Source organism: Gaiella sp. (assembly GCF_035710885.1).
Lineage (GTDB): Bacteria > Actinomycetota > Thermoleophilia > Gaiellales > Gaiellaceae > Gaiella.
Genome location: NZ_DASTCS010000038.1, coordinates 23,586 through 45,346 on the forward strand (window position 1 = coordinate 23,586; position 21,761 = coordinate 45,346).

Here is a 21,761-nt window from a genome sequence, read left to right on the forward strand (position 1 = left end):
CCTGGGAAGGAGAAACGAGTGCTTCGGAAGGGAGCCGCCATGAGCCCGCCGATCGTCGAAGCCCGCTCGATCGTGAAGACCTACGACACGGGCGCGGTGCGGGTCGAGGCGCTGCGCGGCGTCGAGCTGACGCTCGAACGCGGAGAGATGGCCGCGATCATGGGGCCGAGCGGCTGCGGGAAGACGACCCTGCTCAACTGCCTCTCGGGCCTCGACGCCGTCGACGAAGGGGAGGTCGTGATCGACGGGACGTCGCTCTCCGAGATGTCGGACCGAGAGCGCACCGACTACCGGGCGCGACACATGGGGTTCGTCTTCCAGTTCTACAACCTGATGCCGGTGCTGTCGGCCGTCGAGAACGTGGAGCTTCCGCTTCTCATTGCCCGCGAGAGCGCCGGAGCCGCGAGGCGGCGTGCCCTCGAGGCGCTCGACCTCGTGGGGCTCGCCGACCGCGCCTCACACGTGCCCGACGAGCTGTCGGGCGGTGAGCGCCAGCGCGTCACGATCGCGCGCTCGCTCGTCAACGACCCCGCAATCGTCTGGGCCGACGAGCCCACGGGTGATCTCGACTCCGAGAATGCCCAGGACATCGTCGAGCTGATGCGCGAGCTGAATCTCTCGCGTGGCCTCAGCTTCCTGATCGTCACCCACGACATCGCGGTCGGCCGCCAGACCGACCGGATCGTCCGCATGCTCGACGGCACCGTCGTCGAGGAGCAACGACTGGAGGTGCCACATGTACTCGCGAGTCACGCTGCTTGAGATCGACACCCTCCGCGTCGACCTCGACGATGCCGTCGAGCAGTTCGAGACGCAGGTCCTGCCCCGCGTGCGCGAGCTGCCCGGCTTCGAAGGCGTCGTCGTGATGGTCACGCCCGAGGGCAAGGGAATGATCGTCAGCTTCTGGGACAGCGAGGAGGCGGTCGAGGCGACCGCCGGTTTCGCAGCCGGCGCGATCGAGGAGTTCGTGACGATCTACCGCGCGCCGCCCGGTCGCGAGCACTATCGCGTCGCGGTGGCAGAGCTGCCGGGAATCGCGATCGGGTCGTGAACGAGCTCTTCGGGATCCCGCTCGACACCCTCCTCGCGATCCTCGGGGTCGCCCTGGGCGTCGCGTTCGGGATCCTTGGCGTGCTCGTGCTTCGAAACCCCGTCCTCGTGCGGCTCGGGGTCCGCAACGTCGGCCGCCGGCGCGGGCGCACGGGCCTGATCGTGCTCGGGCTGATGCTCGGCACCACGATCGTCGCCGCGGCGCTCGTCACCGGCGACACGATGAGCCACACCATCCGCACGACGGCGGTCACCGCGCTCGGCGAGAGCGACGAGATCGTGTCCGCGAGGGGCGCGGTGGACGACATCCCCGGGGAGCTCGGGATGGCGAGCGGAATCGGCTGGCTCCCCGAGAGCGTCGTCGGCGAGGTCGAATCGGCCGTGGGGCCCGACCTGACCGACGGCGTCCTCGGCACGGTCGTCGACAACGTCGCGATCCAGGCGCCGCGGACCCGCCAGACGGAGCCCAGCGTCACGCTCTTCGCCGCCGAGCCCACACGGCTCGAGGGGTTCGCCCCGATCACGGGCCCGGACGGCGAAACGCTCTCGCTCGCCGCGCTGGAGCCCGGCGATGTCTACCTCAACGCCGACGCCGCCGACGAGCTCGGAGCGCGTGCGGGCGACGACGTCGTCGTCTACCCATCCGGCAAGCCGTTCCGTGCGACCGTCCGTGCGGTCGTCGACTTCGAGGGCGCCGGCACGGCTGATGCGGCGGTCCTCCTGCCGCTCGACGAGGCGCAGCGCCTCTACGGGCATCCGGGCGAGATCCTCGGTGTGATGGTCTCGAACGAGGGCACGGGCGACGCGGCCGTGGCGCTCTCCGACCGGGTGCTCGAGGAGCTCGGCCCCGTGCTCGGGGCACACGAGCTCGAGGCGAAGGCGCTCAAGCAGGATGCGATCGAAGCCGCCGACGAGGCCGGGAGCGCGTTCATGGCGTTCTTCACGACCTTCGGGTCGTTCTCGATCGCGGCCGGGATCCTCCTGATCTTCCTCATCTTCGTGATGCTCGCGGCGGAGCGCCGTGGAGAGCTCGGGATCGCGCGCGCGATCGGCACGCGCCGCGGCCACCTCGTCCAGATGTTCACGTTCGAGGGCGCGGCGTACGACCTCATCGCCGCCGCCGTCGGCGCGATCCTCGGCGCGATCGTCGCGTACGGAATGGTCATCCTGATGGCGCGGGCGTTCGGCGCCGAGGACGCGGACGCGGGTCTGCAGGTGCAGTACGCCTTCACGTGGCAGAGCCTCTTGATCGCGTTCGCGCTCGGAGTGCTCCTGACGCTGATCGTGGTCGCGTTCTCAGCCTGGCGTGTGAGCGTGATGACGATCGCCGCGGCGATCCGGAACGTGCCCGAGCCGCCCGTGGTGCGCAAGCGCCGCCGCGTCGTCCTGGGCGGTCTCGGCATCGTGCTCGGCGTGCTCCTCGCCCTCGGGGCCGGGAACGCCGCAACTCCGCTCTTCCTCGGCGTCTCGCTCGTGATCTTCGGCCTTGTGCCGTTCGCGCGTCTGGTCGGCGTTCCCGACCGGATCGCCTTCACCGTTGCCGGACTCGCAAACGTGGTCTTCTGGATGCTCCCCTGGAGCGTCACGCAGTGGATCTTCGGCCCGCTCAGCATGGACTTCTCGACCTGGATCGTCGCCGGCCTGATGGTCGTCATCGGAGCCGTGTGGGTGATCGTCTACAACGCCGACGTGCTCCTCGGCGCCGTGATGGCCGTCCTCGGTCGGATCAAGGCGCTCGCGCCGCTCCTGCGGATGTCGATGGCGTATCCGCTCCGGAGCCGGTTCCGGACGGGTACGACGCTGGCGATGTTCACGCTCGTCGTGTTCACGCTCGTGACGGGCTCGACCTCGACCGGCTCGTTCCAGGCCGCGCTCGACGACGTCGCGGTCTTCGGCGGCGGCTTCGACGTGCGCGCCGGGACCGGTGCGGTGGCGCCGCTCGGCGACCTGCGCTCGGCGCTCGACGAGCGGCTCGGAGCACGCTCACGCGACTTCCCGGTGGTGGGAAGCCAGTCCGTGCTCGCCGTCGACGCGCGCCAGCTCGGGACAGGGCGGCCGCTCGAGCAGTACCACGTGCGTGGGCTCGACTCGTCGTTCCTGCAGCACACGACCTTCGAGCTCGGGGTGATGGCTCACGGCTACACGAGCTCGCGCGAGGTGTGGGCCGCGCTCGACCGCGAGCCCGGCCTCGCCGTCGTCGACAGCCTTGTCGTGCCGCACCGCGACGAGTTCGGCTTCACGGTGCTGCCCTCCGACTTCGAGGTGACCGGCATGTACTCGGATGTCGACGAGCCGTTCGACCCGATCCCGCTCGAGGTCGTGGACTCGCAGACCGGGAAGCGGACGCGGCTGACGGTGATCGGCGTTCTGTCCGACTCGGCGCCGTTCGAGATGGCCGGCATCTCGACCTCACAGGCGACCCTCGCCGCGGCGTTCCCCGGCCGCGCCGAGCCGACGATCCACTATTTCTCGCTCGCGCCCGGCATCGACGCCGACCAGGCCGCCACACGGCTCGAGTCCGCGTTCCTCTCGAACGGGCTCGAGGCCGAGTCGATCCGCCAGGTCGTCGCGGACTACACGGCCGGCAGCAGGACGTTCAACCGCCTGATCCAGGGCTTCATGGCGCTGGGGCTCGTCGTCGGAGTGGCGGCGCTCGGCGTGATCAGCGCCCGCGCGGTGGTCGAGCGGCGCCAGCAGATCGGCGTGATGCGGGCGATCGGGTTCCGGCGCACGATGATCCAGGCGGTGTTCCTGCTCGAATCGTCGTTCGTCGCCCTCACGGCGATCGTCGTCGGTACCGCGCTCGGGCTGCTCCTCGGCTGGAACATCGTCCTCGACCAGCGCGAGACGCCGAGCTGGGAGAACGTCGCGTTCGTGGTGCCCTGGGTCGACCTCGCGCTCGTCTTCGGCGTGGTCTACGCGGTCGCGCTGCTCGCGACTCTCGCCCCGGCGCTCCGGGCCTCCCGGATCGCACCGGCCGAGGCGCTCCGTTACGAGTAGGGGGTCTAGCCCCCGGCTGCTACCGGCGCGGCGCCCCGCGCTGAAGATCCCGTGCTGGAGGGGGATCTTCTGTAGATCCCGAGCTCCATGCGGTTTGCTTGCATATGCAAGCAATCTGGCAGCTCTGTCGCGACTGGGATCGAACCTGTCCCGCTGGAGGTCGCCCGTGGTGACCACGACGTCGTCGAGCTCGGATCCCGATCCGCCGGATGCGATCATGGTCGCGCATTGGATCAGGTGAGGATCGACCGGTGGTTGTGGGCGGCGCGCTTCTTCAAGACCCGAGGCGCCGCGACGGAGGCGGTGGTCGGAGGTCGCGTGCACGTGAACGGGGCACGGGTGAAGCCGTCGAAGGACGTTCGCCCAGGCGACAGCCTCGAGGTGACCGTGGGGGACACCCGCCGCGCCGTGGTCGTGCGCGCGGTCGCGGAGAAGCGCGGACCGGCGGCGATCGCAGCAACGCTGTACGAGGAGACCCCCGAGTCGATCGCGCGACGCGAGCAACGCGCAGTGGAGCGGAGGCTCGCCCGGCCCCTCGGCGCAGAGCTCGGGGCACGGCCGACGAAGCGAGACCGGCGCAGGCTGGACGCGCTGCGGCGGGCGCAGCGCGGGCGCCGAGCCCCCTAGACCGCGCCTCCGGCGACGGGAGTGCCTGCCCGTGGCGTGCCCCGCACGAGGTCTCTAGACTCCGCGCTCGAGGAGGATCGCGGATGGCTCGCATCGCCTACGAGGGCGTCTCCAAGATCTACGACGACGGCACCTGGGCCGTCGAGGACTTCGATCTCGAGATCGACGACGGGGAGTTCATGGTTCTCGTCGGCCCGTCGGGCTGCGGCAAGACGACGGCCCTGCGGATGCTCGCGGGGCTCGAGGAGATCAGCGAGGGGGACATCCGGATCGGCGATCGCGTGGTCAACGACCTCTCCCCGAAGGAGCGCGACATCGCGATGGTGTTCCAGAACTACGCGCTCTATCCCCACATGACGGTGGAGGACAACCTCGCGTTCGGGCTGCGCTACCGGAAGCTCCCGAAGGCAGAGGTCACGAAGCGGGTTCGGGAGGCGGCGGAGACCCTCGAGATCGCCCAGTTCCTGAAGCGCAAGCCGCGAGCGCTGTCCGGCGGTCAGCGGCAGCGCGTGGCGATGGGCCGCGCGCTCGTACGCGAGCCGGAGGCGTTCCTGATGGACGAGCCGCTCTCGAACCTCGACGCGAAGCTCCGCGTCCAGATGCGGGGCGAGATCCACGACCTGCAACGCAGGCTCGGGGTGACGACGATCTACGTCACGCACGACCAGATCGAGGCGATGACGCTCGGCGACCGGGTGGCGGTGATGCTCGACGGCCGGCTCCAGCAGGTCGCGACCCCGGAGGGCCTCTACGAAAGGCCCGTCAACGATTTCGTGGCGAGCTTCATCGGCTCACCGTCGATCAACATGGTCGAAGCCGAGCTCGCCAACTCGAACGGCGGGCTCGCGGTCAGCTTCGGCGGCCACCGCCTCGCGGTCGACGAGACCGTTCAGCGTGGGCGCCCCGCGCTCGAGCAGTACGTCGGTCGCACCGTCCTGCTCGGCATCCGTCCCGAGGACTTCGAGGACGTCCGCGCTGCGCCCGATACGCCGCCCGACCGCCGGCTGAAGACGATCTGCGCGCTGAGCGAGTCGCTCGGCGCGGACGTGCTCGTCTACTTCGACGTCGAGGCCGCCGGCGTCATCCCCGTCGACCTCGACACGGACGACGGCAAGCCCGAGCCGGTCGAGCCGACCGCGCGGAAGACCGCGGGCACCTCCAGGCTCGTCGCCCGCGTGAGCCCGCGGACACCGACGGCCGACGGGAGCTCGGTCGAGCTGGCCGTCGACACGAGCCGCCTCTACTTCTTCGACCCGGAGACCGGCCTGGCGGTCTGAGGCTAGCCCTTTACTGCGCCCGCGGTCAGGCCCGCGAGGATGCGCTTCTGCAGGATCAGGGTGAGCGTGATCAGCGGGATCGTCACGATCACGGTCGCGGCCATGATCTGACCCCACGGTCGGTCGAAGGCGCTTCCCGACTCGCCCGTGAAGCTGACGATGGCGACCGGAACGGTCTGGCGCTCGGGCGTCTGCGTGAAGGAGAGCGCGAAGAGGAACTCGTTCCAGGCGGAGATGAAGGCGAGCAGCCCCGCGGTCACGAGGCCGGGAGCGACGAGGGGCAGCATCACCCGGTAGAACGTCTGCAGGGGCGATGCGCCGTCCACGTAGGCGGCCTCTTCGAGATCCTTCGGCAGGCCGCGCATGAAGGTCGTGAGGATCCAGACGGTGAGCGGCAGCACGAGCACCATGTAGGAGAAGACGAGCGCGCCGAGGCTGTCGTAGAGGCCGAACCGGTTGATCATCGTGTAGAGGGCGCCCAGGATCGCGATCTGCGGGAAGATCGTCATCGACAGCATCAGGTAGAGGGTCGCGGACCGGCCGCGGAACCGGAAGCGGCCGAGCGCGTACCCGGCGATCGACCCGACCGCCACGGCGACGAGCGTCACCGCCCCGGCGACGATCGTCGAGTTGAGCAGGGCGCGCTGGAACTGGCCGCTCTCGAACACGGCGCGGAAGTTGTCCAGCGTGGGATCCAGCGGGATGTACTGCACCGGCGTGGTGAACAGGTCGGCCTCGGCGGTGAAGGCGGACCTCAGCGCCCAGTAGAACGGGAACACGGCATAGAAGAAGATGATCGTGATGAGGATGTAGAAGGGGACGCGCCGAAGCGAGAAGCGAGGAGCGCGCCTGCGCGCGACCCGCTCTCGGCGCAGGCGGGACTGCGCCTCCGTCCTCGTCATGCGCTCGGCGACCGACGTCATTGCTCCTGCACCCGCACGAACGTCGTGTAGATGACCACGAACATCCCGATGATCAGGAAGATGGCGACGCTCACCGCGGCTCCGTAGCCCACGTCCCCCGTCGCGACGATCGTGTTCTGCGTGTAGATCGCCATCGTCTGCGTGTCGAGGCGCGAGCCGAAGAACACGTAGAAGACGTCGAAGACCCGGAGCGCGTCGAGCGTCCGGAAGATGAGCGTGACGAGGATCGCGGGCATCAGCAGGGGCAGGGTGATCTTCCAGAACTGCCGCCATTTGCTCGTGCCGTCGACGTCCGCCGCCTCGTAGAGCTCGTTCGGGATCACCTGGAGGCCGGCAAGGAGGAGCAGCGCCACGAAGGGTGTGGTCTTCCAGATGTCGACGGCGGCGACCGAGGCGAGGGCCGTGCTGCTCTGGGAGATCCACGCGACCGGCTCGTCCACCAGGTGCAGTCGGAGGAGCCCGTCGTTGATGACGCCGAAGACGTCGTCGTACATCCACTTCCACATCTGCGCAGCGACCACGGTGGGGATCGCCCAGGGCACGAGCATCATCGCCCGCATTACGCCCCGTCCCTTGAAGCCCGAGTTGACGGCCAGCGCGATGATCAGGCCCAGGACGAGCTCGAAGGCCACCGTGATCGCCGTGAACTTCACCGTGACGAAGACGGAGTCCCGGAAGATCGTGTCGTCGAGCAGGTCGCGGTAGTTCTGCAGCCCGACGAACTCGGTCGGCTCGATCCCTTCGAGGAACTGACGGTTCGTGAAGCTGTCGTAGATCGTCTGACCGAGCGGGTAGAGCGCAACCAGGGCGACGAGCACCAGGGCGGGCGACAGCATCAGCCAGGCGAGGCGCGTCTGCCTCCGCTGGAGACGGGTCGACCGCCGCTTCGGCGGCCTTGGGCGCCGCTCGGTCGTGGACTGAATCGCGCTCATCGCCTGGCGAACGGCGGGGCGGGGGCGCAACGCCCCCGCCCCGCCGCAGCGTGCCTCTCTATCTCGGCAACAGCCGGTTCAGCCGCTGCTCGATCCCGGGCAGGACGTTCTTCGCGTCCTGACCGTTCAAGATCTGGTTCAGGCCCTGGTAGATGATCTGCGAGCCCTGCGCGTACCTCGTGCCCAGGATCGTCGGGCGCGTCACACGCGTCACGTTCGCGATCTCCGGCTTGAGCCAGGGGTTCACCTTCCGCACCGCCGCGTCACGGGCGACGGCCGGGATCGTCGGGACGTTGCTGTTGTAGATGGCGTTGAACTTCTCGACCGGGGCGCTCGTCAGGTAGCGGACGAGCTCGATCGCCGCCTCCCTGTTCTTCGAGAACGTCGAGACGCCGAGCTGCCAGCCGCCGACGGTCCCCACCGACGGGTTGCTCCCCGTGCGAGGGAGGACGGTGACGTCGAACTTGCCCTTGACGGGCCCGGTCTGGCTCTTCGCGTAGGCGTACGGCCAATTCCGCATGAATGCGGCGTTGCCGGCGCCGAACGCCGAGTCGGCCTCACCTTCCTGGTACGTCGTCACCCCGCGGGGCGTGATCGTCCCGACCCAGCTGCGCTGGAGGTTCATCATCGCGATCGCTCTCGGGTTGTTGATCGACGCCTTGCCGTTGTCGACGAAGCGCCCGCCACCGCTCGACGCGAGCCATTCCAGCGCGTCGCAGGTCAGGCCCTCGTACGCGTTCCCCTGGTACACGAACCCGTAGAAGTTCGGGTTCGAGGCCTGCTCGCCGTCCTGGATCTTCTTCGCCATGGTGCCCAGCTGGGCCCAGGTCTTCGGCGGCGAGGAGTACCCGTACTTCCTCAGGAGATCGGTGCGGTAGTAGAGGATCCCGAAGTCGCCGAACCAGGGCATCGCGACCAGCTTCCCGCCGATCGTGTTGTTCCTGATGATCCCCTGGGAGTGCGCCCTGGCCTCTCTGGCCAGTGCGGGCTTGAGGTTGACGAGGTACTGGGCGAACGCACCGGGCCAGACCACGTCGAGCATCACCACGTCGAAAGCCGACGACTTGCCCGAGAAGGTCCGGGCGAGCTGCGAGTACGACGCCGACGAGTCGGCTGGGTGCGGTACGAGCTTGACCTTGATGCCCGTGTCCGCCGAGAACTTCGCCACGAGCAGCTTGTCGCGGGTGTGGCTCTTGCCCACCGGGCCGTCACCGAGGAAGGTCAGCGACGATCCCCCGTACTTGGCCTTGAGGGCTTTCGCGTTGGGGACGTTCGGCGGCTTGACGGCCGGCGCGGCCGCGGTCTCCGTGCTTGCGGTCCCCACCGCAGCTACGGCGAGCGACGCGACGAGGGCCAACGCCCCTGCCACGCTTCCTACGAAGCGCATTGAGAATTGCTTCACCTCTCCCACGTCCTTTCTCTCGACGGGACGGCACGTTGTCCTGCAAAGACATAGACGGCGTCGCCCGCGAACTGATAGAGCGGCTCGCGAGGAGATCCACGGCCCGTGGCCCTCGCGTGGAGCCCGCCACCCGTCGCAGGGCGACGTAACGGGTTGTCACAGCACATTCGGCACAGCCAACGTAGAGGCTTGCCGAAGGCGGTGTCAAGAATGTGACGAGCCGTCGTGGGCGGCCGCCGCCGCCTCGAGAGAACGCCGCGCTCGCTCCAGGAACGCGACGACCCGGCGGTGGTCGAGACGCCGTGCATCGGAACGCGCGGCCAGCGCCTCGGAGACGAGTGCCGCGTCGGCGACCTGCCCGCGGGCCCACACGCCGGCCTCCGCCTTCGACGACCAGGTCTCCTCTGCGGCGTAGCGCAACGCGCGACACCCGTTCAGGACGGCATCGTCCTCCCGCGCGACGCCGGCGCTCTCGTGCCAGCGAAGCGACTCGATCAGCAGGTCGAGCAGCAACCCCCTCGGCATCGACGCGAAGAGCCGATCCGGAGGCGGCCCGAACAGTGCTCGACCCCTGTCGCGGACGATCGCCCGGTCGATGCCGTACCAGTGCTCGGCCCCGCCGTCCCCCGGAGACAGCGAGAGGTGAAACGGCATCGAGCGCCCGGTGTTGAGGTTCAGCTCGTAGCCGGCGTCCCGCGTCGCCTCGCGTACGGTCGACTCCGGATAGACGACGAGCTCGAGCCCCCTGGCCGGGCAGGGCAGCGCCTCGTGACGTAGGGCGCGCACGATCTCGAGCTTCGTCTCGCCCGCCACCCGACCGCCGCAGACCACCGCGAGGTCGACGTCGCTGCGACCGGGGTCGTAGCCACCGAGCGCGAGCGAGCCGCCGGCGTAGGCCCCGACGAGCTCGTCGCCGAGGATCGCGCGCACGCGCAGGACCACCTCCTGCAGATAGCGCGTGGTCCCAGGATCGGCGAGGTCGTCCATGTGACGGGACAGTGCCTGCCGCGGGAGCGGCTGGAGAGGCTTGGACGACGGCGCGGTCGGCACGTAGGTTCCCCGGAAGCTCAGCGCACCACCGACGAGGAGGACGAACGATGGACTGGAAGCTCGAGCTCGTGGCGATCCCGGTGTCGGACGTCGACCGCGCGAAGGCGTTCTACATCGAGAAGGCGGGCTTCACCCCCGACCACGATCACACGGTCACGGACCAGCTGCGGTTCGTGCAGCTGACGCCGCCCGGATCGAACTGCTCGATCGCCCTCGGGACCGGGATCACCGAGTCGGCCCCGGGCTCCGCGCAGCTGCAGCTCGTGGTCTCGGACGTCCACGCCGCCCGCGCGCAGCTGACCGAGCGCGGAGTCGACGTGAGCGACGTCCAGGACTTCGCCTGGGGCTCGTTCGTCTTCTTCGACGATCCCGACGGGAACCGCTGGGCGGTACAGCAGCTGCCCCCACGGCCGTAGCTCACGGAAGCCCGCACGACGCAAACCGCCGCGGCCTACTTGACATGCATCGATGATCTTCGATATATTGACCATCATCGATATGAAGCCCGAACAGTCATGGAGGTCGTCGTCGTGAGCACCACGCTCGAGCCGGTTGCCTGTTGTGCCCCGCTTTCCACCGCGGCGATGAGCGACGCCGAGGCGAGCGCCACGGCCGAGCTGTTCCGCGCGCTCGGCGACCCCGCGCGCGTCCGCATCGTGAACCTCGTCGCGACGAGCGACGAGTCGGTGTGCGCGTGCGAGCTGTACGAGCCGCTGGGCCTCGCCCAGCCGACGGTCTCCCACCATCTGAAGAAGCTGGTCGACGCCGGTCTCCTGGAACGGGAGCAGCGCGGCAAGTGGGCCTACTTCACCTTGAAGCGCGACGCCGTCGAGAAGCTGGCGGCGGTCGCCGACCTGAAAGGGGTGTGCTGCTGATGACCACGACCACTGCCGAGGACCTGCGCGAGGAGGTCCGGCGACGCTATGCGGAGTCCGCCCGCGCCGTGACCGAAGGAGCGACGGGTAGCTGCGGGAGCGGCTCGTGCTGTGCGGACGGCGAGACGGACGCGTCGTCTTTCGGAGAAGCGCTCTACGAGGCGGAGCAGCGCAACGAGCTTCCCGGTACCGCCGTCCTCGCCTCCCTCGGCTGCGGGAACCCCACGGCCGTCGCCGAGCTCCGCGAAGGCGAGACGGTGCTCGATCTCGGGTCGGGCGGGGGCATCGACGTGATCCTCTCGGCAAAGCGGGTCGGTCCGACCGGGACTGCCTACGGGCTCGACATGACGGACGAGATGCTCGCGCTCGCTCAGCGGAACGTCGCCGAGTCGGGCGTGCGGAACGTCCACTTCCTGAAGGGCCTGATCGAGGCGATCCCGCTGCCCGCCGCCTCTGTCGACGTGGTGATCTCCAACTGCGTGATCAACCTCTCGACGGACAAGGCGACGGTGCTGACCGAGATCGCCCGGGTGCTCAAGCCCGGCGGCCGGATCGGGATCAGCGACGTCGTCGCGGAGGACAGGCTCTCGCCGGCCGAGCGGGCCGAGCGGGGGTCGTACGCGGGCTGCATCGCCGGGGCGCTGTCGGTCTCGGAGTACGTCGCGGGCCTCGAGGCGGCCGGGTTCGAGGAGATCTCCGTCTCCTTCACCCATCAGGTCGCGGACGGGATGCACGGCGCGATCGTCAAGGCGCGGAAGACCGAGAGCCCCGAGTCGAAGGGCCTTCCCGTGATCCAGCCGGCCCAGACGGCGGGGTGCTGCTAGATGCCCGCCCGCGACTCGCGATCCCCACCCTCGCCGTCGAGGGGCGGCTCGGCGCCCTGGACGGGACCGCGACGGGCGCACCGGTGAACGTGCTCTTCGTCTGCGTCCGGAACGCCGGGCGCTCGCAGGTCGCCGAGGCGCTCTTCGCGCGCGCCGCGAGCGGCCGTCACGCGGCCCGCTCGGCCGGATCGAGCCCCGCTGCTGCTGTCCATCCCGAGGTCGCCGAGGTCATGCGCGAGCTCGATCTCGAGATCGGCGGCCGGTCGCCACGCCGCCTGGAGAACGCGGACGCACAGTGGGCCGACGTGATCGTGACGATGGGCTGCGGAGACGCCTGCCCGTACATCCCCGGCAAGCGGTACCTCGACTGGGAGCTCGACGACCCCCACGGCCTGCCGCTCGAGCGCGTGCGCGAGATCCGTGACGAGATCGGCCGACGTGTTGAGCACCTCGTCGGAGAGCTCGACGACCAGGCACGCGGCGACGAGGAGAGTGTCGGCTGATGGCTGTCGCCGAGGCTCGCCGCACCGCTCCCGCGCCCGGACGGGACGACGCCGTCCTCCGGAAGCTGTCCACACTCGACCGCTTCCTCCCGCTCTGGATCGCGATCGCCATGGTCGTGGGGCTCGGTCTCGGCTCGCTCGTCCCCAGCCTGGACGCCGGCCTCGACCGGCTCCGCGTGGGCACCGTCAGCCTCCCCATCGCGCTCGGGCTGCTGCTGATGATGTACCCGGTGCTGGCGAAGGTGCGCTACGAGGAACTGGGGCACCGACGGGCCGACGGCGTCTCCGACCGTCTCTTCTTCGGGACGTCGCTGTTCCTCTCGTGGGTGATCGGCCCGCTGTTCATGTTCACGCTCGCATGGCTCTTCCTGGCGGATCAGCCCGAATACCGCACCGGGGTGATCATCGTGGGTCTCGCCCGCTGCATCGCCATGGTGCTGATCTGGAACGACCTTGCGAGGGGCGATCGCGACCGCGCGGCCATCCTCGTCGTCTTCAACGCCGTCTTCCAGGTCGCGGCGTACTCTCTCCTCGGCTACTTCTACCTCACCGTCCTGCCCGGCTGGCTCGGGCTGGACACCCAGGGCTTCGAGGTGGGGATCTGGGAGGTCGCGCGCACGGTGCTGATCTTCCTGGGCATCCCGCTCGCCGCCGGGTTCTTCACTCGCAGGATCGCCCTCCAGCGCAGAGGCCCCGAGTGGTACGAGACACGCTTCCTCCCCCGGATCGGCCCGATCACGCTGTACGGGCTCCTGTTCACGATCGTGCTCCTCTTCGCGATCCAGGGCGACACGATCACCTCCGAGCCGCTCGACGTGGCCCGCATCGCGCTGCCGCTCTTCGTCTACTTCGCAGGCATGTGGGTCGCGGGCTTCGTGATCGGCAAGCTGAGCGGCTTGCCCTATGCGCAGACCGCGAGCCTCGCGTTCACCGTCGCGTCCAACGACTTCGAGCTGGCGATCGCGGTCGCGGTGGGCGTCTTCGGGGTGACCTCGGGGCAGGCGCTCGCGGGCGTCGTAGGCCCGCTGATCGAGGTCCCGGTGCTCGTCGCCCTGGTGTACGTCGCCCTCTGGGCGCGCCGTTTCTGGCGAGACCGCGACGTGGCACGTCCATTGTCCGTCGACCACGCGGAGGCCTGAGGGTCCAGACGCCCGCCGACGTGGCAACGCACCGTGCACAGAGCCCTCGTCGGTTGTGCACCGCCCTCAGCGCCCCTTCGCGTTGAGCTCGGGCGGCAGCCCCGCATCCCCCTTCGTGTAGTCGCAGACGCCGTCGGGGAAGATCTGCTTCAGGCGGGCGATGTCGCTCGTCCCGGGCACCCAGGGCGCGTAGAGGCCCTGCGCCGCCGCCCGCTCGACCGGCTGCCGCTCGCACGCGAAGACCGCGCCGGTGATCGGGCCACCGGCCACCGTGCGCGACGTCCCGAACACCGGGAACGCCTGCGCGCATGCGCCCTGCGGGCGGTCGTCGAGGATCCCGGCCCAGACGCCGTCGCCGCTCGCCAGGGGCGAGCCGTTCGTCGTGAAGCACCGGTCGACCGCCCCCGACGGCTTGTTCGCGGCGACGCTCCGCTCGGGGTGAGCGGCGATGTTCGTCATCCACTCGTCGATCACGTCGAGCGCCATCGGCGTCTGGTCGGACTGCGGCCCCGCCGGGCGAGCGTCGGTGAACCAGATCACCTGGTTCGACGCATCGCCGTCGAAGTCGAGCATGCGCTGGCGCGCCGCGAAGGACTGGTGCGAGTTGTGCATGTCGAGCAGCGGCTCGAGGTAGTGGCGCCAGTCGATGAGCGGGATCTCGATCTTACCGCGGAAGACCATGCCTGAGCGATAGGCGGCGTACTGCGCCTGCCGGTTCCCCACCCTGCGGGCTGCCGGCGTGGCGCCGCCGTCGGCCGAGAGGTTCATGTTGCGTGCGCTCCAGACGTCGACGTTCGCCGGGTTGCCGCAGAGGGCGGCGATGTACGGGCAGCCCTCCTGCACCATGTCCTTCGACTCCTTCCACGACCCGACGCTCGCGTTCAGGTCGAGGAACTGCTCGGGCGTGATGCTCCCGGAGCGGAGTGCGGAGAGGCCGTACTGGACGCCACGGTTGTCCCACGGCGAGCGTGCGAAGCCGGTCTCGTCGCGGCCGTAGATGTTGACGAGGTCGGCCCAGTGGGTCCACTCGACCGCCGCCTGTTGCTCGGGCGTGACACCGGGGGCAGTGCCGAACAACGGGTTGAGGGCGAGCGGCGACAACCCGCGCCAGCCGTTGATGCACTCGGTCGAGCCGGGTGTCGGCATGTAGGGCATCACCGCGGCGTAGGGGTTGGGCACCACAGGAGAGCTGGACATTCCCTCGAGCAGCGTCCGGTTCGTCCAGCTCCGCCACATCGACGCGGGGCTCGCGAGCACCTGCCGGTCCATCCAATGCTCGAGGAGCTCGCAGTCGCCCACGTGGATCGTCTGGGTGACCATGTCGGGGTAGGAGTACTGCGGGATCCCGGCATCGATCAGCCCCGGGTGGTTCTGCCCGTACACGTACTGCTGGATCGCGCCACCCGAGGCGCCGACGCCGACCGTGTACTCGGGCTCGGCGTAGGCCGAGACGAACCGGTCCTTGACCATGATCGCAGCCTCGCCCCCGAGCTGGAGGTTGTAGTGCGTCGAGGTCCGGTTGCCCGTGGAGTAGGCGATCGCGTACCCCTTCGCGAGGCCCGGCTCGTACAGCATCTCGCCGCGCGAGGGGTTGCCCTGATAGTGGCCGATCCCGACGCCGCCCTGGAACTTGTAGATCAGGGCCCGGTTCCATCGCGTGAGGTCGAGGGGACCGCCGGCGGCCTGCGGTGCCGGGACGGGCACGGCGATCGAGTAGATGAACCGGTCGATCACGCCCCGTTCCCAGACGACGACGAACGGGCTGCCGTACGGCGGCACGGGCACGGCGTCCGCCGGGCTCGTCCCCGGCGTGTACGGCGACCAGCCGCCTGCCGAGCGGTAGAAGTAGCCGGTCAGCGTCGGCGTGGTGCAGGTCTCCGACGGCGGGATCGGGGGAAGGGCGGCGTTGGCGGCATTGCCCGCGGTTGCGCACAGGAACACCTCCTGGCGCGGCCCCGAGAACATCGGGCCGTCGAGCGAATGGTTGACGAGACGAAGCTCGACGCGGTTCGGTCGCGCGTTGCCGGGGCCGGGCACGGATGCCCGCAGCGCGCTCTCTCCGAGCGGCAGGCCGGTCACGACCCCCTCGAGCTGGTGCCCGCCCTCGGAGTCGGGCGCGAAGGCACCGCTCACGTCGTTCCCGTCCACCGTGATCTCCACGGCCGAGAAGGGAACGCTCGGCGGAACCGTCACCTCGACGCGGGCGTCCCCGCCGGAGACGAGCGCCGGCGGGCTGGACACGACCCGAACCTGGAGCTGACCCTGGTTCCCCGCCGGCGGGCCGGTCGCGGCCGTGGCCAGGCCCGTTGCGAGAAGCGCCGCGACGGCGGCAACTGCGATCGAGAGCGCGAGTCCTCGTCTCACTGGTCCCCTCCCTGCGTCTTGGTCCGATCGGCCGGGCGATCCTACTGCGGCGCCGACCCGGCTGCATCGCCGATGGGTCGCGCGCAGCGTGACGGTCTGGGCGAAGGGCACGCCCTGGGTCAGTCAGCCGGCGGAGAGTTCGGCGCAGGCGGTACCCGGAGAAACGGCCCGGAAACGCATCCCCGGGCCGTTTCCCCCTGCCGCCAGACCTCTGTCCTTCCCACAGTCCTCGCGGCGAAAACACGCGCGGAAAACCCACACCCGGGGTGAGTCGAAATCCCGGATGTGCCCGACTCGCACCCGGGTGATGATCCGCGTCATGAGACGCGCGGCCTGTTCGCGGCCAGGAGGGCGACATCTCCTTCCATGCCGGATGAAGGCAACGGCGTGCGTCGGGGACCAGGGGGAGGCTGACTGATGGAGACGATGCGGCGGTTCACGCGGCGGACGTTCGTCGCCTGGGTCGGCGGTGCGGGTGCCGGCTTCTATCTCTTCGGGCGGGTTCCCGGCGTGAGCGCTCCGGTTGCGCTGGCCCAGGTTCCGGGCGGCACGCTCGATCCGACCCTGGTTCCGAAGTTCCGGACACCGATGCTGATCCCTCCGGTGATGCCCCGTGCCGACACGATCGTCCAGCGCGGAGGCAAGAACGTCGACTACTACGAGATCTCGATGCGGCAATTCGCACAGCAGATCCTCCCGGCGAGCCTTCCCAAGACGACGGTGTGGGGCTACGGCGCGAAGACGGCGCAAAGCAACCGTGGGCTGCTGATCCACAACGCCCCCTCGCTCACGATCGAGGCGATGTGGAACAGGCCGGTGCGGGTCAAGTGGATCAACGAGCTGGTGGACGGGAACGGGACGTTCCTGCCGCATCTGCTGCCGGTCGATCCGACGCTGCACTGGGCGAACCCGCCAGGCGGCGCCGATCACCGTGACAGCCGGCCGACCTTCACGACGACGCCCGGCCCCTACACGGGCCCGGTGCCGATCGTCACGCACGTGCACGGCGCCGTGGGTGTGGCCGACGACAGCGACGGGTACGCGGAGGCGTGGTATCTGCCTGCCGCGAAGGACATCCCGGAGAGCTACGCAACGGAAGGCACCTGGTACGAGTTCTTCGCAGGCAAGGCGGCCGCGGCGTACGGCGTCGAGTGGGGGCCGGGCTTCGCCACGTTCCAGTACCCGAACGAGAACCGGGCTTCGACGATCTGGTATCACGATCACGCGCTCGGCATGACGCGACTCAATGTGTACGCGGGCCCCGCGGGCTTCTTCATCATCCGCGGTGGCCCCCACGGAGATGATGCGGTACGCGACCGCCGAACCGGAGGCAAGGCCTCGCTGCCCGGCCCGGCGCCACGCGAGAACGACAGGTTCCCGCCCGACAAGCGCTACCGGGAGATCCCGATTGCGATTCAGGATCGCTCGTTCAACGCTGACGGCTCGCTCTTCTATCCCGACACCCGGGAGTTCTTCGACGAGATCAGGGGGCCGTACATCCCGGACACCGACCTCTCGCCGATCTGGAATCCCGAGTTCTTCGGCAACATGATCATGGTCAACGGCAGCACGTGGCCGTTCCAGACCGTCGAGCGGCGTCGATATCGCTTCCGTTTCCTGAACGGCTGCCAGTCGCGTTTCCTCATGCTCGACTTCAGCGAGATCCCCGGTGTCGAGCTGTGGCAGATCGGGAACGAAGGCGGCTTCCTCGCCGCCCCGGTCAACCTCAGCGCCGTGAACGGGAACCACCTCCTCATGGGGCTCGCCGAGCGCGCGGACACGATCGTGGACTTCACGAACGTCCCCGTCGGCGAGTACGTGCTCCGGAACATCGGCCCGGACGAGCCGTTCGGCGGGGGCGTACCACCTGATGACTTCGACGTCGCCGACCCCGACACGACGGGTCAGATCATGCGGTTCGACGTCGTGCCCGCGGTCGATGCGGACGATTCGACGCCCCCGCAGTTCCTGGAGCTACCCGCGCTCGGGCCGCTGCCACCTGCGACCGCCACGCGGCGGTTGGCTCTGCTCGAGGAGATGTCGAAGATCTTCGAGGATGCGCCGGCCGAGGCCCTGCTCGGCACGGTGGCGGGAGACCCCAACGGCGGGCCGGGAGCGTGGGTAGCGAAGATGTGGGAGGACGAGGTGTCGGAGAACCCCCCGCTCGGCGCGACCGAGATCTGGGAGCTGTACAACGCCACCGCGGACGCCCACCCGATGCACATCCACGAGATCGCCTTCGAGGTGGTCGACCGCCAGGACATCCTCGTGGACGAGGAGAGCGGGGCGGTTCAGGTCGTGCCCGGATCCGTGCCGATCCCGCCGGAGCCATGGGAGACGGGGCTCAAGGACACGGTCATCGCCTACCCCGGACAGGTCACGAGGGTGAAAGGCCGGTTCGAGACGCCTGGCCAGTTCGTCTGGCACTGCCACATCGTCGAGCACGAAGACAACGAGATGATGCGCCCCTACCGCATCGGACCGCCGCAATCCGGTCAGCCCGCGTGAAGCCGGGGCCTCGCGCCGCCCCCCGTACACGACAAAACCCCCGATTTCCGGGGGTTTTGTTATAGCGGGGGCAGGATTTGAACCTGCGACCTCCGGGTTATGAGCCCGGCGAGCTACCTGACTGCTCCACCCCGCGTCGCGGCCACTATGGTAGCACCGTCGTGGCCTTCTGGATCGCCCTCGCAGTGCTGGTCGCCGGGATCGTCGGGGGGCTCGTCTACGCCGTCCTCCGCGGGCTCGCCCTCTGGCGGAAGATCAAGCGGACGGGGCGCAGCTTCTCCGCCGAGACGGCGCGCATCGCTGAGGCCTCGGCCGGGATCCAGACGCACCTCGACCGGGCGAGCGCCTCCGGGTCGCAGCTGAGCGAGGCGTCGGCGCGCCTCGCGGCCTCGCGCGCGAAGCTCGACGTCCAGCTCCAGGCGATCCGCGAAGCCCGCCACACGGTGCGTCGGCTGCTCTGGTTCCTCCCGGGCGTCTGACCTCGGTACGACAGCGATCCTGGGCGCCCGTTGCCGCGCCGACGACGCACGGCTTGTAGCGTCTCCCCCGGAATGCGCGTCGGGGCCGTCGACCTCGGAACGAACACCACCCGCCTGCTCGTCGCCGATGTCGACGACGGGCGGCTCGACGTGGTGGTGCGCCGCGAGGAGATCACGCGCCTCGGTGAGTCGGTCGACCGTCGGCGGATCCTCCTCCCCATCGCGATCGCTCGCGTGAGGAACGTCCTCGTCGACTACCGGCGCGAGGCCGAGAGCCTCGGGGCCGAGCGCGTGCTCGCGGTCGCGACGAGCGCGGTCCGGGACGCCGACAACGGGGAGGCGTTCCTGGGCGAGGTGGAGTGGAGCTACGGATTCACCACCCGTCTGCTGGACGGCGGCGAGGAGGCGGAGCTCATGTTGCGCGGGGTCGCGAACGACCGTCGGCTGGACACGGGGACGCTGGTGATCGACATCGGCGGCGGCTCCACCGAGCTCGTCACCCCTGGCTCCGACCGGATCTCCTGGGCAGTCAGCACGGAGGCGGGCAGCGTACGCCTGACGGAGCGCTTTCTTCTCTCGGACCCGCCCGCGCCCGAAGAGCTCGACGCATGCGCCGCCCACGTCCGCTCGCTCCTCCCGGACCTCGCCGTGAGCCAAGCGGTCGGCGTGGCGGGTACCGTCACCACCGCCGCGGCGATCGCGCTCCGGGGCCCTCAGACGGTTCACGGCAGGCAGATCACGCGCGACTCCGTCGCCGCGATCACGGAGCAACTGGCGTCGATGCCGCTCATCGAACGCGAGCGCGTGCGCGGCCTCGCTCCCGCGCGTGCGCCGGTGATCGTCGCCGGGCTGATAGCGCTGCGCGAGATCCTGGATCGCTACGGGCTCCACGCGATCGACGTGAGCGAGCGCGACCTCCTCGACGGCGCGGCCCTCGCCGCGGCCGAGCTTCCGGAGCCCGAGGAGGGCGCGGTCCCCCCGATGGCGTTCACTTGCTGTTGAGTGCGGCCAGCAGCCCCTGCACGTACCCCACGGCGTGCAGCCTGCCGAGCGTCGGATAGCCCGGGACGCTCCAGCTGTCGCCGGCCAGGGCGGGCGAGTGGTCGGTGCGCAGCGGCGCCTCCACCCCGCTCTCGAGATACGCGCGGACGCATGCCGCCATGTCGGTCGGCCCTTCGTCCACGAACGTCTCCACGAACCGCTCCGGCGTCCCGCGGACGTCTCGGAAGTGCACGAAATGGATCCTGCCCTGCGACCCGAAGCGGCGGATCGCGGCCGGGAGGTCGTCCGTCATCAGGCAGACGTTGCCCTGGCAGAGCGCCATGCCGTTCACCGGGCTCGGCTGAAGGGCGAAGACGCGGTCGTACGCGTCGAGCGAGCGGATGATGCGCCCGATCCCGCGCAGCGGCGAGAGCGGCGGGTCGTCCGGGTGCAGCGCGAGGCGGACTCCTGCCTCCTCTGCCACCGGGACGGCACGCTCGAGAAACCACGCGAGGCTCTCCCAGAGCGCGTCCTCCTCGACAGGCGCCTCGGGGGCATCGGGGCCGTCGGCCCAGGCCGCCAGGTCGAAGCCGCTGACCGACGCTCCGCCCCGTCCAGTGAGTGCGGTCGACGTGCGTGACCACGGGACGATCGCCATCCAGTTGTAACAGAGCACCTCGATCCCGAGCCTCCCCATGTTCCGCAGAAGCTCGAGCACGTGCTCCAGCTCCTCCTCGCGCCCCGGCGCGCCCAGTCGGAGGCGATCCATCGGCGGGTTGTCCTCGAGCACCGTGAGGCGCAGGCCGGCGTCCTCGACGGCTCGGCGGAGGAGCGCCAGTGGCCCGTACGCCCAGGGCGGCTCGGCCGCATGGCCGCGCCAGTCCGTCGCACCGCGGGGGAGGACGCCGACCGCCTCCTCGACCCCGATCTGGCGCAGCTGGGCCCACGTCGCATCGGGCCGCGGCTCGAGCAGGATCTCGGCGAGTCGCAGCATCGGCTCAGAACCGCTTCACGGCGAGGAAGCCGCCGTCGGCGACGATCGTCGTGCCCGTCACGTATCCGGCCTGGTCGGAGACGAGGAACACCACGACGTCGGCCACCTCTTCGACCGTCCCGATCCGGCCGAGCGCGTTGGCGGCGCGCACGCTGTCCAGGAAGCTCGTCGCATCCGCCGTGTTCATGCCGTCGAGGTCCCGCGCGAGCATCGGCGTGTCGATCGTGCCCGGCGCGATCGCGTTGACCCGGATCCCGTGCTCGCCGACCTCGACCGCCAGCGCGCGTGCCGCTGCGACCAGCCCGGCCTTGGCGGCGCCGTAGGCCACGCACCCGCGCAGCGTGGTGTACGCCTGGACTGAGGAAACGAAGACGATGCTCCCTCCGCCCCGGGCCCGGAGCGCGGGGATCGCCTCCCGCGCGCACAGGAGCGCGCCCTTGAGGTCGACATCGATGACGCGGTGCAGATCGTCCTCTGCCATCTCCTCGAGCTCGGCATACAGGCCGACGGCCGCGTTGGCGACCATGACGTCGAGACCGCCGAAGGCCGAGACCGCGTCGTCCATGATGCGCCGGACATCCGCGCTGCGCCGCACGTCGCCGACGCATGCCATCCCCTCCGACCCTGCCGCTCGCACGAGGTCGAGGGTCCCGTCGAGCCCTCCCGACTCGACGTCGTTGACCACCACCCGCGCTCCCGCAGCGGCGAGCGCGGCCGCGATCCCGCGCCCGATGCCCGAACCGGCGCCGGTGACGGCGGCGACCTTCCCCTCGATCGGCACGGCCGCATCATCCACCATCCGAGCGCCGCGGCCCGCGGACAGCTCGCAGTCC

At 69.8% G+C, this 21,761-nt stretch carries 20 protein-coding genes and 1 tRNA gene; 13 read left to right on the forward strand and 8 right to left on the reverse strand.

The window, feature by feature from the left end; all coding sequences use genetic code 11:
• Positions 1-39: 39 nt before the first annotated feature.
• The 5 genes from VFO26_RS08475 (at position 40) to VFO26_RS08495 (ending at position 5,954) form a co-directional block, all read left to right on the forward strand.
• Positions 40-762: an ABC transporter ATP-binding protein gene (locus VFO26_RS08475; protein ID WP_325114510.1), complete on the forward strand. Its 723-nt coding sequence runs from the start codon at positions 40-42 to the stop codon at positions 760-762.
• Complete coding sequence (locus VFO26_RS08480) at positions 737-1,051, forward strand: hypothetical protein (RefSeq protein WP_325114511.1); 315 nt, start codon at positions 737-739, stop codon at positions 1,049-1,051. The genes VFO26_RS08475 and VFO26_RS08480 overlap by 26 nt, the downstream gene beginning before the upstream one ends.
• Positions 1,048-4,050 carry an FtsX-like permease family protein gene (locus VFO26_RS08485; RefSeq protein ID WP_325114512.1) on the forward strand — a complete coding sequence of 1,001 codons (3,003 nt, stop codon included), beginning with the start codon at positions 1,048-1,050 and terminating at the stop codon, positions 4,048-4,050. Before VFO26_RS08480 ends, VFO26_RS08485 begins: the two co-directional genes overlap by 4 nt.
• Before the next feature lie 228 nt (positions 4,051-4,278).
• The gene (locus tag VFO26_RS08490; RefSeq protein WP_349259063.1) at positions 4,279-4,677 is read left to right on the forward strand and encodes an RNA-binding S4 domain-containing protein; all 399 of its coding nucleotides are present in this window, start codon (positions 4,279-4,281) and stop codon (positions 4,675-4,677) included.
• Positions 4,678-4,760: 83 nt separating this feature from the next.
• A complete protein-coding gene (locus VFO26_RS08495; RefSeq protein ID WP_325114513.1) occupies positions 4,761-5,954 on the forward strand; it encodes a sn-glycerol-3-phosphate ABC transporter ATP-binding protein UgpC in 1,194 nt (397 codons plus the stop codon).
• A 2-nt stretch (positions 5,955-5,956) separates the two neighbouring features.
• Here the strand turns inward: VFO26_RS08495 and VFO26_RS08500 are convergent, their stop codons facing one another.
• The 4 genes from VFO26_RS08500 to VFO26_RS08515 form a co-directional block, all read right to left on the reverse strand.
• On the reverse strand, positions 5,957-6,877 hold the full coding sequence (locus VFO26_RS08500) for a carbohydrate ABC transporter permease (protein ID WP_325114515.1): 921 nt from the start codon (positions 6,875-6,877) through the stop codon (positions 5,957-5,959).
• Positions 6,874-7,713, reverse strand: a complete 840-nt coding sequence (locus VFO26_RS08505) for a sugar ABC transporter permease (RefSeq protein WP_349259065.1) — start codon at positions 7,711-7,713, stop codon at positions 6,874-6,876. Before VFO26_RS08505 ends, VFO26_RS08500 begins: the two co-directional genes overlap by 4 nt.
• A 154-nt stretch (positions 7,714-7,867) precedes the next feature.
• The gene (locus VFO26_RS08510) at positions 7,868-9,178 is read right to left on the reverse strand and encodes an ABC transporter substrate-binding protein (RefSeq protein ID WP_325114517.1); all 1,311 of its coding nucleotides are present in this window, start codon (positions 9,176-9,178) and stop codon (positions 7,868-7,870) included.
• Between the two features lie 237 nt (positions 9,179-9,415).
• Positions 9,416-10,198 (reverse strand): nucleotidyltransferase domain-containing protein, encoded by a 783-nt coding sequence (locus tag VFO26_RS08515; RefSeq protein WP_325114518.1) that lies wholly within the window; start codon positions 10,196-10,198, stop codon positions 9,416-9,418.
• A 110-nt stretch (positions 10,199-10,308) separates the two neighbouring features.
• Here VFO26_RS08515 and VFO26_RS08520 point away from each other — a divergent pair, with 110 nt between their 5' ends.
• From VFO26_RS08520 to arsB, 5 genes are all read left to right on the forward strand, one after another.
• Positions 10,309-10,677: a VOC family protein gene (locus VFO26_RS08520; protein ID WP_325114519.1), complete on the forward strand. Its 369-nt coding sequence runs from the start codon at positions 10,309-10,311 to the stop codon at positions 10,675-10,677.
• A gap of 99 nt (positions 10,678-10,776) precedes the next feature.
• On the forward strand, positions 10,777-11,136 hold the full coding sequence (locus VFO26_RS08525; RefSeq protein WP_325114520.1) for a metalloregulator ArsR/SmtB family transcription factor: 360 nt from the start codon (positions 10,777-10,779) through the stop codon (positions 11,134-11,136).
• Positions 11,136-11,960 carry an arsenite methyltransferase gene (arsM, locus tag VFO26_RS08530; RefSeq protein WP_325114521.1) on the forward strand — a complete coding sequence of 275 codons (825 nt, stop codon included), beginning with the start codon at positions 11,136-11,138 and terminating at the stop codon, positions 11,958-11,960. The genes VFO26_RS08525 and arsM overlap by 1 nt, the downstream gene beginning before the upstream one ends.
• An 83-nt stretch (positions 11,961-12,043) precedes the next feature.
• Positions 12,044-12,463: an arsenate reductase ArsC gene (locus VFO26_RS08535; protein ID WP_349259066.1), complete on the forward strand. Its 420-nt coding sequence runs from the start codon at positions 12,044-12,046 to the stop codon at positions 12,461-12,463.
• Positions 12,463-13,602: an ACR3 family arsenite efflux transporter gene (gene arsB, locus VFO26_RS08540; protein ID WP_325114523.1), complete on the forward strand. Its 1,140-nt coding sequence runs from the start codon at positions 12,463-12,465 to the stop codon at positions 13,600-13,602. Before VFO26_RS08535 ends, arsB begins: the two co-directional genes overlap by 1 nt.
• A 66-nt stretch (positions 13,603-13,668) precedes the next feature.
• Here the strand turns inward: arsB and VFO26_RS08545 are convergent, their stop codons facing one another.
• Positions 13,669-15,966, reverse strand: coding sequence for a DUF6351 family protein (locus VFO26_RS08545; RefSeq protein WP_325114524.1), 2,298 nt, complete (start codon positions 15,964-15,966; stop codon positions 13,669-13,671).
• A gap of 417 nt (positions 15,967-16,383) precedes the next feature.
• Here VFO26_RS08545 and VFO26_RS08550 point away from each other — a divergent pair, with 417 nt between their 5' ends.
• On the forward strand, positions 16,384-18,474 hold the full coding sequence (locus tag VFO26_RS08550) for a multicopper oxidase (protein ID WP_325114525.1): 2,091 nt from the start codon (positions 16,384-16,386) through the stop codon (positions 18,472-18,474).
• A gap of 62 nt (positions 18,475-18,536) precedes the next feature.
• Here VFO26_RS08550 and VFO26_RS08555 read toward each other — a convergent pair.
• Positions 18,537-18,610: transfer RNA gene (locus tag VFO26_RS08555), tRNA-Met, on the reverse strand.
• Between the two features lie 25 nt (positions 18,611-18,635).
• On the opposite strand from VFO26_RS08555, the gene VFO26_RS08560 reads away from it, so the two are divergent.
• Both VFO26_RS08560 and VFO26_RS08565 read left to right on the forward strand, forming a co-directional pair.
• Positions 18,636-18,953, forward strand: coding sequence for a hypothetical protein (locus tag VFO26_RS08560; protein ID WP_325114526.1), 318 nt, complete (start codon positions 18,636-18,638; stop codon positions 18,951-18,953).
• 72 nt (positions 18,954-19,025) lie between these two features.
• Entirely contained in the window at positions 19,026-19,955 is a 930-nt protein-coding gene (locus VFO26_RS08565) for a hypothetical protein (RefSeq protein ID WP_325114527.1), read from the forward strand.
• On the opposite strand, the gene VFO26_RS08570 is transcribed toward VFO26_RS08565, so the two are convergent.
• Both VFO26_RS08570 and VFO26_RS08575 read right to left on the reverse strand, forming a co-directional pair.
• Positions 19,942-20,928 carry a mannonate dehydratase gene (locus VFO26_RS08570; protein ID WP_325114528.1) on the reverse strand — a complete coding sequence of 329 codons (987 nt, stop codon included), beginning with the start codon at positions 20,926-20,928 and terminating at the stop codon, positions 19,942-19,944. The two genes, VFO26_RS08565 and VFO26_RS08570, sit on opposite strands and share 14 nt — an antisense overlap.
• Before the next feature lie 4 nt (positions 20,929-20,932).
• Positions 20,933-21,709: an SDR family NAD(P)-dependent oxidoreductase gene (locus VFO26_RS08575; protein ID WP_325114529.1), complete on the reverse strand. Its 777-nt coding sequence runs from the start codon at positions 21,707-21,709 to the stop codon at positions 20,933-20,935.
• Positions 21,710-21,761 lie beyond the last annotated feature (52 nt).